This is a genomic window from Nostoc sp. NOS(2021), assembly GCF_017115025.1.
Lineage (GTDB): Bacteria > Cyanobacteriota > Cyanobacteriia > Cyanobacteriales > Nostocaceae > Nostoc.
The window spans coordinates 1-13557 of record NZ_JABXKM010000328.1 but is presented as its reverse complement, the minus strand read 5'-3'; the positions used below and the strand labels follow the sequence as shown (position 1 = coordinate 13557).

The window sequence follows — 13557 nt, the reverse complement described above, 5'->3', positions numbered from 1 at the left end:
CGTCTAGAACGTCAAACCACCCTCTACTGGGGGCGCGTCCAACTGCGATGGTCATCGGACTAAAATCCTCTTTTTTTACTAAAATTGCAACGTTTTTAAGGCACTACGGAGAGCCAGTGTAACCGACTGCCGTGAGGAATTAACGTTTTTTTGACAATCTCAACAGCCTGAAAGCAACTGAGATTCTGAGAGCTTGCCGACCAGTGAAGTCACCATTTCTCAGAGTTATGACATTACACGTACCATCGGCTAGTAATCTAGCTTGTGGTAACTTAACGATTCTTAATTTATCACACTAGTAAGGGTTTTTGCCTGATACACAGAAGCAAATCAGGTATGAAACACGAACCTTATAAATAATATGAATATCAGAATTTTTACAATTTGACACAAGTTTTCTCAGAAATCTGAAAAATTTAGTGCCGATGCACGTAGGTAGGTAACTCATTCCCAAAAGTTAAAAAAGAGGCAGGGAGAGGGGATCAGAGGGGCAGAGGATAAAGAATTTTTATCAGCCATTGAGTGAATAAATTATGTAACGTGCCTTAACAAATTATTATATGGGTAGCAGTAGCAGGGAAGGCCGCAGTTGAGTTTTTGTCAACAATGTTTGGTAAAATGCAAAGAGAGCCACCACTAAATGCAAAAACATTCAGTGTGCTAGTATTTCACGGGCAATGGTAGTTCAATGACGGCATCAACAACGATTAACAAAGGCGATCGCCTCCTGCATCAAAATGTTCTCGGTTCCCGTCGGTTTAGTAACTACTGCTGGGCAAGTATCGTTACCTTGGGAGCAAGCGGCTTTTTATTGGCTGGGATATCCAGTTATTTAAAAGTTAATTTACTCATAGTTAGCGATCCAACTCAACTGATATTCATCCCCCAAGGATTGGTGATGGGGTTATATGGCACTGCTGGCTTGCTATTAGCCACATACCTGTGGCTAGTGATTTTATTGGATGTAGGAGGCGGTTACAACGAATTTAATCAGGAAACTGGCACAATCAAAATATTCCGTTGGGGATTTCCTGGCAAAAACCGCCGAATTGAGATTGACAGCCGCATAGAAGATGTGCAATCTGTGCGAATAGCCGTCAAAGAAGGTCTTAATCCCCGTCGCGCCCTCTATCTACGCATTAAGGGGCGGCGAGATATACCCTTAACACGGGTTGGACAACCGTTATCTTTAACAGAGTTGGAAACAGAAGGTGCAAAGTTAGCCCGCTTCTTGGGAGTATCACTAGAAGGATTGTAAGGGATGGGGTATGGAGCATCGGGCATCGGGCATTGGGGACAAGAGGATAAACCGGGAAACAAGGGGGAAAAAACTCTCTGTTAAATTGAACATACTATTTGAAATAGGATAAGCTCTATCCAAATTTAAGCTTGTGGACTGGTGATTGCGACACTGCCAGGTTGAAATGGGAAGCAATCCGGGCAATGCCTAATAGTGTTCTATTCTGTCTAGCGTTGTCCAAGTGTTGTAGAGCGGATAAACCAAGAGTTTTTCCAGTGCCCAATGCCCAATGCCCCATTCCCAATCCTCAATGCCCCTCGAAACGATAAGATACTCTGGTTGAATCAGTAACTGGCAATGCGGTTAAAAATTTCACAATTTTTGCTTTCTCTTGTGCTGCTCAGTGCCTTGATGTTGGGAGGATGTTCAACACAGCAACTCGCTTCTAATACGTCTTCTCCATCCTCGACAGCTACCTCGACTAGAAGCGAGGCAAGCACCAAGACAACTACTGAAGCAACATCTGTATCTCAAACTAGTAGTGAGACTATTCCTGGAATGACAGATTTACCACGGCTCGAAGGCAAGGCTACTGTGGTGCTCACGGTTAAAGGCTCGCCGATTACTATCGAAGTAGACGGCACTGATGCCCCCATTACAGCTGGCAACTTTGTAGATTTAGTGCAAAAGGGTGTGTACGATGGTTTAGCTTTCCATCGAGTTGTACGCGAACCCCAACCCTTTGTAGTTCAAGGGGGCGATCCTCAAAGCAAAGACCCGAAAGTTCCGGTAGATAGACTGGGAACAGGTAGTTATATTGACCCAAAAACGGGAAATGCTCGTTATATACCTTTAGAAATTAAGCCAAAAGGTTCAGATACTCCGATTTACAATAAACCCTTTGATGCTACTGCTCAACCCGTCATATTGCCCCATAAGCAGGGTGCAGTAGCGATGGCGCGATCGCAACCACCAGATTCCGCTTCTGCCCAGTTTTACTTTGCTTTAGCGGATCTAGCCTTCTTGGATGGTAACTACGCCGTGTTTGGCAATGTCACTCAAGGCTTCGATGTCGTGAACAAAATTCAGCAAGGCGATCGCATTGAATCTGCTAAAGTCACCCAAGGTGCTGAAAATCTGAAAACACCTGGAAAGTAGGAGAAATCAATTCAAAATTCAAAATTCAAAATTAAGAATTGAATGTTTGAATAGCGGAAGATTCCTCACTCGCAAAATTCAGATTGGTTAAGGTTTGTATTACTGGTATTGGTTTAGTTTCCGCGTTGGGTGGAAGCTTAGAGGATAGTTGGCGAAATTTAATCGCAGGTAAATCTGGAATTCGATTACATCAACCATTTCCAGAACTTAGACCACTTCCTCTAGGTTTGATTGGTAAACAACCATCTGAGTTGACAATGTTAACTCAGATGGTTGTTTCTTCTGCTTTGCAAGATTCTGGGTTAGTTCCACATGCAGCTGATTGTGCTGTAGTTATTGGATCAAGTCGCTCTTATCAAGCTTCTTGGGAAATGCTGGCAAGGCAAATGTATGGAGACGCGGCGAATTTCCCCGTGTCCTCTTTGGGAAATTGGCTAGATACATTACCTCACATGAATGCGATCGCAGCAGCGCGACAAATCGGTGCATCCGGTATAGTTTTGGCACCGATGGCAGCTTGTGCTACTGGAATTTGGTCTATTGCTCAAGCAGCTTTGCTTATCCAAACTGGGCAATGTCAACAGGCGATCGCTGGCGCAGTGGAAGCACCAATTACACCCCTAACTTTGGCAGGGTTTCAGCAGATGGGTGCTTTGGCGAAAACTGGGGCTTATCCCTTTGATTTGCACCGGGAAGGCTTAGTGTTGGGCGAAGGTGCAGCTGTGTTTGTCTTAGAATCAGCAGAGTTGGCAAAACAGCGTCAAGCAAAAGTGTATGGTGAAATTCTCGGTTTTGGCTTAACTAACGACGCATATCATAGCAATTCACCAGAACCAGAAGGGAAAAGTGCGATCGCTGCCATCAAACAATGCTTAGAACGTAGTTGTCTCTCACCAGCCGATATTGATTATATTCATGCTCATGGCACAGCTACTCAGCTAAATGACCGCATAGAAAGCATGGTAATCCAGCGTTTGTTTGCCCAAAAAGTGGCGGTTAGTTCCACCAAGGGAAGCACAGGTCATACACTAGGAGCATCTGGAGCTTTAGGTGTGGCTTTTTCTCTTATGGCGTTAAAGCATCAAATTTTACCACCTTGTGTAGGATTGCAGCAGCCAGAATTTGATTTAGACCTCGTTACAGCCGCACGTCTAAGTAAAATTAAGCAGATATTATGTTTGAGTTTTGGCTTTGGGGGACAGAATGCTGCGATCGCGATCGCATTGGCAAGGTAAAACCTTGTAAGGGTTGTCATTTGTGATTAGTTCCCAATGCCCCATGCCCTTAAGTTAGCTGTGAAAATATCTCGGTTACTGATGCTATTGCTGTAAAAACATATATAGCAAATTTCAATTTTGTGAAGTACACAACGATTCGTCTCAAAGCCAGGTAGAAAGCGTGTTTTACTTCTGAATTCTGAATTCTGACTCCTGAATTCTGCTGTATAGTAGTGCCTATACGCAAAGCAGCTTGCCATTAGTCATTGCAACGCTATGTTAATTAATGAATTAAGAGATATTAATCTGATAATTTTTCCTGACTTGTCTAATTTAGAAACAGCGATCGCAGAAGACTTGATAAATGTCTTCAGAACTCTTTTCACACATCCAGCTAGACAAGATATAACACTGCTAATTGACAGCCACAGTTTATCAGATGAACTACAGGATAATGCTAACTCATTGCTTTTTGAGGTAATTCTGAAACTTAGCTTAGAGTCGGCTGTCTCTGAAGACTTGAATGTAGGGCTTACGGGTCAGTTAAACACACAAGAATGGTCTGTCATTAAATCATTAATTAACTTTCGCATCCCAATTAACAACGAAGATCGCTACATTATCCAGCAGCAAGAAATCGCCAAAATTCCCAAATGTGAGTTGTCAGAAATTGAAAAGCAAACTGTTTATGAAGCGGCTCGGCTAGAATCTTGGCACAGATGGGGTGACTATTTCGCAGACAGTGAATCGCCCGAAAAAGCTATTCCATATTACAACAACTATTTATCCAGTTGTCCGCACCAGATTGACTACTATCTGAAGCTAAGTGATGTTTTGTATAAAATTGGTCAGATGCAAGCGGCTATCCAAACATTGCAGAATGGTATTAGCAATTGCCCTGAAGCAGAAGAACTCTATTACTGGCTGATTATTCGCCTCAAGCAAAGCCACAAGTATCTGAAAGCTCGTAACTTCGCTCAACAAGTTACCGAGAAGTTTCCTGAAAACTACGTATTTAAGATGTTAAGTCATCTGATGCTGCCAGAAATTTATCATACTCCTGAAGAGATTGATACTTATCGGGCATGGTTTCAGCATGGATTAGAAAAACTCATTCAAGAAATCACAATGAATAACCCTGATCAGCAGAAAAAAGCTTTCATAGGAATCAGCCATCATACCAACTTTTTCCTTGCATATCAGGCAAAGAATGATCTGGTACTACAGCAGCAATATGGACGGTTAATTCACCAAATTATGGCGGCAAATTATCCGCAATGGATTCAGGTGCGTCCGATTTCTTCTATTAGCAACAATCAGCGAATTAGAATTGGCTATCTTTCGTATTTTTTGTGTAGCTGGAGCGGAACAGTTTTGTTCTTAAACTGGCTTAAATATGCAGATAATCAAAAATTTGAAATTTATTCATATCACATTGGGCATCAATTTGATGCTAGTACTCAATTATTTCAGTCCTATAGTACAAAGTTCTATCATTTGCCGAATAATTTAGAACAGGTTTGTCAACAAGTTATTGATGACCACCTTGATGTGTTAATTTTTCCAGAATTAGGAATGGATGCCACAACACTATGTATTGCTGGACTCCGTTTAGCACCGATTCAATGTATGGCTTGGGGGCAACCTGTAACTTCTGGACTGCCCACCATTGACTATTTCTTATCAAGTGAACTGATGGAGCCTGAAAATGGGCAAGATCACTACACCGAAAGTCTTGTACGTTTGCCTGGTGTTGGGATTTCCTATCCTGCAATCAAAGTTGACTCAGTTCGCCGCAACCGATTATTTTTTGGATTACGAGAAGATGCTATTGTCTACATCTCTAGTCAAGCTGGCTATAAATATTTACCGCAGCACGATTATATTTATGCAGAAATTGCCCGTCAAGTTCCCAATGCTCAGTTTATGTTCCTTCGCTCTGGGATTTCTCAAGAACGTCTGAAACGGGCATTCGCAGCTGTAGGGTTAGATAGTCTTGACTATTGTGTATTCTCTCCAGTCTTACCCCGTGAGGATTACTTTGACTTGCTTTCTTTAGCAGACATTTATTTAGATACCTTCGACTGGGCGGGTGGTAACACAACATTGGATGCGATCGCCTGTCATTTACCGATTGTTACTTGTCCTGGTGAGTTTATGCGATCGCGTCACTCCTATGGTTTCTTGCAAGCTATCGGTGTAACGGAGACAATTGCAGATGATTCCCGGCAATATATTAAGATTGCAGTGCGATTAGCGGTAGATATTGATTGGCGATACTCCGTTTGTGAAGCTCTAAAACTCTCAATCAACCTTCTGTTTGACAATCCCACTGCTACCCAAAACTTAGAAGCATTCATCAAGCAGGCGATCGCTTTGCGAGAATGAACCCACTTCAACGTAAAACAGCTTCCCAACGGTAAGGAACTTCCAAGTAAAAAAATATCCACCTATTTCTTGTGGGATGGGCATCTTGCCCGTCCGATAAACTCGGCGGACTAGAGAGCCACTCCCCACAAGATTGGATAATTTATTTTTGGAGTTCCCTAAAAAAGCAGGCTATCTAGAATGCATTAGTCCATTAGTCCGCATACCGCTTTGCAGCAATAGCAGAATATAAAGTATAAAACTGTAACAAAAACTACAATATTTCTATTTTCTCAAAAAAAAAGGATAAGCTAAGTACAGATGATATCCGGTTCGTAAAGATACCGTGATTAGGAGAAAATTTTATGATTTCAAAATCCCTGTTGCTGCCAGAACCTGCTTCTCCAGCGCACATATGCCCATTTGACCAAGCATGTAGCTACTTAGAAGCGGCAGCTAAAGAATTGAATTTAAATCAGGGTTTGCTGGAAATTCTCAGCCACCCGCGTAAAGTTGTCACGGTTTCCATTCCCGTGAAACTAGATGATGGGGAAATACAAGTTCTCGCTGGACATCGCGTGCAGCACTCCGATGTTTTAGGCCCCTATAAAGGTGGAATTCGTTACCATCCAGCTGTGACACTGCGGGAAGTATCCGCTCTAGCAATGCTGATGACGTGGAAATGTGCATTGTTAGGTATTCCTTACGGTGGTGCCAAGGGTGGCATTCCCATAGATCCAAAACGCTACAGTGTTGGCGAATTAGAGCGAATCAGCCGCCGTTATATCAGCGAGTTGATTAAAGATATTGGGCCTTCGGTAGATATTCCTGCACCCGATATGGGTACTTCTGCCCGTGAGATGGCTTGGATGATGGACACTTATTCTGTGAATGTCGGTCATGCTGTACCAGGAGTTGTAACTGGGAAACCGCTTTCTATTGGTGGTTCTCTGGGACGAGAAATGGCAACTGGACGTGGTGTGATGATTATTGTGCGTGAGGCGCTAGCAGAGCAAGGTAAATCCTTGGTAGGAGTGCGAGTAGCGATTCAGGGTTTCGGTAACGTTGGCAGTGCCGCAGCAGAATTACTATATGAAGCAGGCGCGAAAATCATCGCTGTTTCAACTGGTGCTGGGGGAGTATTTTCCGACATTGGTCTTGATATTCCCCAGTTGAAAGTCTACGCTGCTGAAAATCGCAAGAGTATTATGGGTTTCCCGGAATCTGTACCAATTAGCAATGCAGATTTATTAACTTTACCCTGCGATGTCTTAATACCAGCAGCTTTAGAAAACCAGATTACTGAAGAAAATGTGAATCAGGTGCAGGCGCAAATTGTCGCAGAAGCAGCTAACGGGCCAGTTACTCTTGAGGCTAACTTGGCCTTAGAGGCGCGGGGTGTGACAGTGCTACCAGACATTTTGGCCAATGCTGGCGGTGTCGTGGTGAGTTATTTGGAGTGGGTGCAGGGTATTTCCTATGTATTTTGGGATGAGGAGCGCGTTAACAGAGAAATGGAACATTTGATGGTACATGCCTACCATCGGGTGATTCACCAGTCGAAAGTACGGCAAATTTCTTTAAGGTTAGCAGCTTACACACTGGGGGTAGGTAGAGTGGCTCAGGCACTGACTGACAGAGGTCTTTATCCTTAAGATTTAGGAATATGCACGGTTTTTAATTAAATAGACCAGATGTGTAGGGGTGCAATATTATATTGTGCCCCTACAATAATTTAGCGATCGCTGCAACATCAAAACTCATACCATTTCCAAAAATCTTTACAACACATGAATTTTATTCTTCTTTCTTTTGCCTTATTTGCTAACAGGGGAGTATTTTTCTTTTGGTGAAGGTAGAGCTATTGAGCTAGAGTGAGAGATTAGAGGCAATTCTGGGTATTCAAAACCTGAAGCACAATTGATGTATAAAACACACAGTGTCTAATCCAAATAATCGGAGTTTAAAAAGTGTATGTTAACAGAAATACAACCAACGACTCAGACTTTATACGACCAAGATTATTACCTTTGGCTTAAGACAACCATTAACCAACTTCGCGCTAGGCAATTTTTATCTGTTGATTTAGATAATTTGTTAGAAGAATTAGAAACTATGGGTAGAAGGGAGAAGCGAACAATTGAAAGTTTATTAATTAAGCTTCTTGAACATCTACTAAAACTCAAGTGTTGGGATGAAGAACGAGAACCTAATGAAGGACATTGGAAAGGAGAAATCAGGACTTTTCGCAGAGGGATTAAAAAAGCTCTTAAAGATAGTCCTAGCTTAAAACCTTATATTTTAGAAATATTTGATGAATGTTATCAAGATGCAAGAGCAGAAGCAAGCGATCGCTCCCAACTTCCCATTGACATATTCCCCTCTATACCCATTGGCTCTTTAGAACAAATTCTAGATGAAAACTGGTTTCCTGAATATAACCACAATCATCACGGTAAAGCCGATTAAAATAGATAGTTAACTTGGGCTTCCATAGGAGTTATCCAGCAGTGCAGCCGGATTTAATAGGCTTGGAAATTAGCAAGGGGGAACTGAGGCGTTTGACTGGGTTCGATCCAGAAGACGTTTTTAGACCCTCGGTTATGCGAGATAGCAAAAAGCGATTAGGGTTTTTTATCAATGAAATGCTGGTGACGCTGGCGCTAACCCCAATAATTGTTGGCTCTGTTTATGCGTTTATTATTCTGCCGACAATTGGTTCTTCAATTCGACTCGGAATTCTTTTACTAATTTTAGTGCCAATCCCGATATTAGTGGGGCGATCGCTCTGGCGACAATTGACCTGTCCCGAAGGACTGACAATACTTTTAGATGAAGTTGATAAATATCATGACCTGATCCACGCTATAGATATTAATGACCAATTGGCAGCATCAGGAAACGTCGAAAGCAGTATCCATGACCGAGATAAAGTCACCGCCGCCCTGCAACTGATTAGAGAAGATTTAGTCCGCGCTCTGAAAACGGAACGAATTTTGCGAGATAATAAAAAATTGCTTGCTAATAACCAAGAGTTATTTGTGAATAATTTAGCCAGTCTGCAAGCTTTACAACTTAGTAGTCAAGCAGGCGAATATGCTCAACTACTAAATCAATCATTGCAAATTGCGATCGATGTGCAAGCAGAAATCAGAAAATTACACAAAGGCTAATTTGTAAAGCTTGGGCGAATAGAATTCGCGGCTACACAGACAAAACCTGCCTCCGCAGGTTAAAAAACCATTGATTTATTAGTCCACGGAGGTGGACTTTGCTTGTGTAGGCGCGGTTTCTAACCGCCCTTTTAACTTTCCTAAAAAACGATCGCCCCGTTGACTTAAATGAGCAACAAACCCAAAATAATTGTCTTGGATGATGACCCTACAGGTTCTCAAACAGTCCACAGCTGCTTGCTGCTAATGCACTGGGATGTGGAAATTTTACGCACCGGGTTACAGGATGATTCGCCGATTTTCTTTATACTGACTAACACTAGATCCTTAACGCCAGAGTCAGCTGCATCTGTCACCAAAGAAGTTTGCCAAAACCTGAAAATCGCTTTGAATGCTGAAGGAATTGACGATTTTCTGATTGTCAGCCGTTCTGATTCTACCTTACGGGGACATTACCCCATTGAAACCGATGCGATCGCTCAAGAACTTGGCCCCTTTGATGCTCATTTTCTCGTACCAGCATTTTTTGACGGCGGACGCATCACCCGCGACAGTGTGCATTACTTAATTATTGGCGATGTACCCACCCCAGTCCATGAAACTGAATTTGCCCGTGATTCAGTCTTCAGCTACCATCACAGTTACTTACCCAAGTATGTCGAAGAAAAGACTCAAGGACGAATTAGTGCCAAAGTTGTAGAAAGATTTCTCCTGGCCGATATTCGCGCTGGTAGTTTGTCACGCTTGTTACAACTCAATGGTAATCAGTGCGTTGTCGTCGATGGTGAAACTCAAGCTGATCTCAACCGCTTTGCAGTAGACATATTAGCAGCAGCAAGTCAAGGTAAACGCTTTCTGTTTCGCAGTGCAGCAAGTATTTTAACGGCAATAGCCGCTTTACCACCCCAACCCATTGCCGCCGAAAACATGGCGCAGTACGTGCGACAAGGCAAACCAGGTGCGGTGATTGTTGGTTCCCATGTGAAAAAGACTACTCAGCAATTAGAGGCGCTGTTGCAAGTAGATGGAACTGTGGGAATCGAAGTAAATGTAGCGCGATTACTTGATGATGATGCAAATCAATCTGCGGCACTGCTAACTGAAATCAAAGAAAGTACACGCGCGGTACACGAGGCTGGCAAAACACCAGTGGTTTATACTAGCCGTCAGGAACTGAGTTTTAAAGATGTCAAGACACGATTGGAGTTTGGGGCAAAAGTTTCAGGTTTACTGATGGATATTGTGCGGGGTTTACCATCTGATATCGGATTCTTAATCAGCAAGGGTGGTATTACCTCTAATGATGTTTTGAGTACTGGACTAGCTTTAAATTCAGCCCGTTTACTCGGTCAAATTTTAGCTGGTTGTTCAATGGTGTTAACGCCATCCGATCATCCCCAGTTTCCTGATTTGCCTGTGGTGCTGTTTCCAGGTAATGTCGGCGATGCTGATGCGTTGGGGACAATTTATCAAAGGTTGACTAAAACAGTCTTGAGTAACGAGTCTTGAGTTTTGAGTAAAAATGTTAATAATTCTGAACTACTCAGTACTTTACTTGTCTAAATACCAATTTGAACAAAGATTGCGATAGATGTGCCCAAAAGCAATTACTAGTAGAGATGCGTTAGTGTAACCCTTTGAGCAAGTAAGCTAGGCGCAGCGTCTCTACTCTTTCACAATCCAAAATGGTCTGAGAATGTTGTTGCATTTTGCAACTGATCTAATATTAGTAATTATTCGGAGTGTCCCTTGTCTTTTGGCTAGTACTGCATGACTTCTGATTCTGCGATTCCCAATCTAAAGTCAAATTCTGCACTTCCTAATGCAGAACCAAACTCTATCCTTTCTGAGGTAGAGGTAAATCCGACTGTTTCTGATGTAGAGTCAGATTCTATCCTCCCGGATGCTGAGTTAAAATCTGTCCTGCTTTATTTAAAATCAAATACTGTCCTTGCGGATGTAGAGTCAAATCCTGCTAACCCAGATGTAGAGTCAAATACTGATGCGACCTCAGATTTTATCCTTACTGATTTAAATCCCAATGAGTTAGCATTACCAGGGCATCGCGTAAATGATAATACTCAAGTCCAGTTAAAAAGTAAGGAGGGACGACTGTTATTAATTTTGCCTCCCGAATCTCAAGTATCTGCCTCAGAACTCAGTTGGTCTGATATTTGGCAACAAATAAAACAGCGTCTGAATGCAGGCGATCGCTTCCGTATATCTAATACACCTGTGCATCTGATGGCACAAGACCGCCTAGTAGATGCCAGACAACTCCAAGAACTTGGCGAGGCTTTAAGTGAAGTCGAACTCCGGCTAATATCTGTCTCGACGAGTCGTCGTCAAACTGCGATCGCTGCGGTGACATCGGGGTATTCTGTAGAACAACTACAGCCCGTAAGTTCTCTGATCTCAGAGACAACAGCTACAGCCATACCCCAGGCAGATGCCCTCTATCTGGAAATGACAGTCCGTTCTGGAGTAGAAATCCGTCATCCTGGTACAGTAATTCTATTGGGAGATTTAAATCCAGGTGGTATTGTAATTGCAGATGGAGATATCATCATCTGGGGTCGTCTACGTGGAATCGCCCATGCTGGGGCTGGAGGCAATCGTGAGTGTCTGATTATGGCCTTGCAAATGGAACCAACCCAATTGCGGATCGCAGATGCTGTAGCTAGGGCACCAGAAAAACTGCCGATGCAATTTTCTCCAGAAGTGGCACATATTACGCCCCAAGGGATTCGCATCGCTAGGGCTAGTGATTTTTCCAGAAACCAATTTACTAAGATCAATCAGCAGCCCTGAATATTTACTTAAAAGATGAAGGATACGAAGGATGAAATATAGCGGTTTTCACGTGGATGGAATACACTACTCTAATCCCTAACCTCTTTCCCCTAGCCAAGTGTATTGCACACAACCGAGCGTAGACGAGGAGCGGCTTGTCGTCAGACATCGCGATAAAAAAATATTTATACCTCGCCCGAATCAGGGAGACCAGATATTTCTTCATGCTTGATCTGATACTTCATACTTTATACTGCAATTTACTGTTTTATATTTCCTGAACCCTCATTGACCGCATTTCTATCATGACTCGCATTATTGTGATTACCTCCGGCAAAGGAGGAGTGGGTAAAACCACAGTTTCAGCAAATCTGGGCATGGCTTTAGCCAAAATGGGGCGTCAAGTTGCCTTGGTTGATGCGGATTTTGGTCTGAGAAATTTGGATTTGCTGCTAGGGCTAGAAAACCGCATCGTCTATACTGCGGTGGAAGTCTTGGCCAGAGAGTGCCGCTTAGAACAAGCCTTGGTCAAAGATAAGCGCCAACCCAATCTCGTACTCCTGCCGGCAGCCCAAAATCGCTCCAAAGATGCAGTCACACCTGAACAGATGAAGTTATTGGTGAATGCACTAGCGCAAAAGTATCAGTACGTGATCATCGATAGCCCCGCCGGCATTGAAAATGGGTTTAAAAATGCGATCGGCCCGGCAAAAGAAGCGCTAGTTGTCAGCACGCCAGAAATTTCCTCAGTTCGTGATGCTGACCGGGTAGTGGGGTTACTAGAAGCACAAGGTATCAAGCGTGTTCATTTAATAATTAACCGCATTAGACCCGCAATGGTGCAGGCAAATGATATGATGTCAGTGCAAGATGTTCAGGAACTTCTCGCCATTCCCCTGATCGGGGTAATCCCTGACGACGAGCGTGTTATTGTATCTACCAATCGCGGCGAACCCTTAGTGTTAGCGGAAAATCCCTCTTTAGCTGCCACAGCCTTTGAGAACATTGCTCGTAGATTAGAAGGGGAAAGTGTCGAATTTCTGGAGATCGACTCGTCCCAAGACAGCATCTTCGCCCGTCTACGAAGGTTGTTGTGGACAAAGATTGTTTAACTTATTTTCGAGTCTCCGCCCCAGACCTATTCGTAATGATTGAACTTCTAGAACGACTTTTTTCTCGCGGTCCTGATAGCAGTCGAACTCAAGTGAAACGTCGCCTGCAATTGGTGATTGCTCACGATCGCGCTGACTTAGATCCTCAAACGTTGGAAAAAATGCGGCAAGAAATCTTAGATGTCGTCTGTCGCTATGTCGAAATTGAGACAGAGGGCTTGGAGTTCTCCTTAGAAAGCAACCAACGAACCACAGCTTTAATTGCTAATTTGCCCATCCGCCGGGTGAAAGGTGTCATACCTGAGTGGGAAAGGGGTGATAAATAAGTCTTTATAGTATTTAATCTTAAGTATTTTTATTTAGGATGTAGTTAAATTACCTTCAATTGCAACGAATCATACTAACTTTAGATGTTGGATTTTGGATTAAAAAATCTGGCGCTATATTATGTCCGCTTGATTACTTACTAAACCCCAAGAACCCCACCCCGCCAAAGC

General features: G+C 43.0%; 11 protein-coding genes. All 11 read left to right on the top strand.

Annotation, left to right across the window (positions count from 1 at the left end):
• Window positions 1-688: 688 nt before the first annotated feature.
• The 11 genes from HWQ41_RS31865 (at window position 689) to minE (ending at window position 13386) form a co-directional block, all read left to right on the top strand.
• Entirely contained in the window at window positions 689-1258 is a 570-nt protein-coding gene (locus HWQ41_RS31865) for a photosystem I assembly protein Ycf4 (protein ID WP_292771871.1), read from the top strand.
• A 339-nt stretch (window positions 1259-1597) separates the two neighbouring features.
• Window positions 1598-2398, top strand: coding sequence for a peptidylprolyl isomerase (locus HWQ41_RS31860; RefSeq protein WP_292771869.1), 801 nt, complete (start codon window positions 1598-1600; stop codon window positions 2396-2398).
• Window positions 2399-2481: 83 nt separating this feature from the next.
• Window positions 2482-3633 carry a beta-ketoacyl-ACP synthase gene (locus HWQ41_RS31855; protein ID WP_292771867.1) on the top strand — a complete coding sequence of 384 codons (1152 nt, stop codon included), beginning with the start codon at window positions 2482-2484 and terminating at the stop codon, window positions 3631-3633.
• 258 nt (window positions 3634-3891) lie between these two features.
• Entirely contained in the window at window positions 3892-6003 is a 2112-nt protein-coding gene (locus HWQ41_RS31850) for a glycosyl transferase family 1 (RefSeq protein WP_292771866.1), read from the top strand.
• A gap of 344 nt (window positions 6004-6347) precedes the next feature.
• Entirely contained in the window at window positions 6348-7637 is a 1290-nt protein-coding gene (locus HWQ41_RS31845; protein WP_292771864.1) for a Glu/Leu/Phe/Val dehydrogenase, read from the top strand.
• Window positions 7638-7956: 319 nt separating this feature from the next.
• Window positions 7957-8451 carry a DUF29 domain-containing protein gene (locus HWQ41_RS31840; protein WP_292771862.1) on the top strand — a complete coding sequence of 165 codons (495 nt, stop codon included), beginning with the start codon at window positions 7957-7959 and terminating at the stop codon, window positions 8449-8451.
• A gap of 41 nt (window positions 8452-8492) precedes the next feature.
• A complete protein-coding gene (locus HWQ41_RS31835) occupies window positions 8493-9155 on the top strand; it encodes a hypothetical protein (protein WP_292771860.1) in 663 nt (220 codons plus the stop codon).
• 168 nt (window positions 9156-9323) lie between these two features.
• Complete coding sequence (locus tag HWQ41_RS31830) at window positions 9324-10664, top strand: four-carbon acid sugar kinase family protein (protein ID WP_292771858.1); 1341 nt, start codon at window positions 9324-9326, stop codon at window positions 10662-10664.
• Window positions 10665-10925: 261 nt separating this feature from the next.
• Complete coding sequence (gene minC, locus HWQ41_RS31825; RefSeq protein WP_292771856.1) at window positions 10926-11966, top strand: septum site-determining protein MinC; 1041 nt, start codon at window positions 10926-10928, stop codon at window positions 11964-11966.
• A gap of 287 nt (window positions 11967-12253) precedes the next feature.
• Window positions 12254-13060: a septum site-determining protein MinD gene (minD, locus tag HWQ41_RS31820; RefSeq protein WP_012410009.1), complete on the top strand. Its 807-nt coding sequence runs from the start codon at window positions 12254-12256 to the stop codon at window positions 13058-13060.
• A 35-nt stretch (window positions 13061-13095) separates the two neighbouring features.
• A complete protein-coding gene (gene minE / locus HWQ41_RS31815) occupies window positions 13096-13386 on the top strand; it encodes a cell division topological specificity factor MinE (protein WP_292771853.1) in 291 nt (96 codons plus the stop codon).
• The last annotated feature ends 171 nt before the right edge of the window (window positions 13387-13557 follow it).

Coding starts and splice junctions, on each gene's coding strand:
- minD (WP_012410009.1), top strand. CDS start 12,254: ATGACTCGCATTATTGTGATTACCTCCGGCAAAGGAGGAGTGGGTAAA.
- HWQ41_RS31860 (WP_292771869.1), top strand. CDS start 1,598: ATGCGGTTAAAAATTTCACAATTTTTGCTTTCTCTTGTGCTGCTCAGT.
- minE (WP_292771853.1), top strand. CDS start 13,096: ATGATTGAACTTCTAGAACGACTTTTTTCTCGCGGTCCTGATAGCAGT.
- HWQ41_RS31850 (WP_292771866.1), top strand. CDS start 3,892: ATGTTAATTAATGAATTAAGAGATATTAATCTGATAATTTTTCCTGAC.
- HWQ41_RS31865 (WP_292771871.1), top strand. CDS start 689: ATGACGGCATCAACAACGATTAACAAAGGCGATCGCCTCCTGCATCAA.
- HWQ41_RS31845 (WP_292771864.1), top strand. CDS start 6,348: ATGATTTCAAAATCCCTGTTGCTGCCAGAACCTGCTTCTCCAGCGCAC.
- HWQ41_RS31840 (WP_292771862.1), top strand. CDS start 7,957: ATGTTAACAGAAATACAACCAACGACTCAGACTTTATACGACCAAGAT.
- minC (WP_292771856.1), top strand. CDS start 10,926: ATGACTTCTGATTCTGCGATTCCCAATCTAAAGTCAAATTCTGCACTT.
- HWQ41_RS31830 (WP_292771858.1), top strand. CDS start 9,324: ATGAGCAACAAACCCAAAATAATTGTCTTGGATGATGACCCTACAGGT.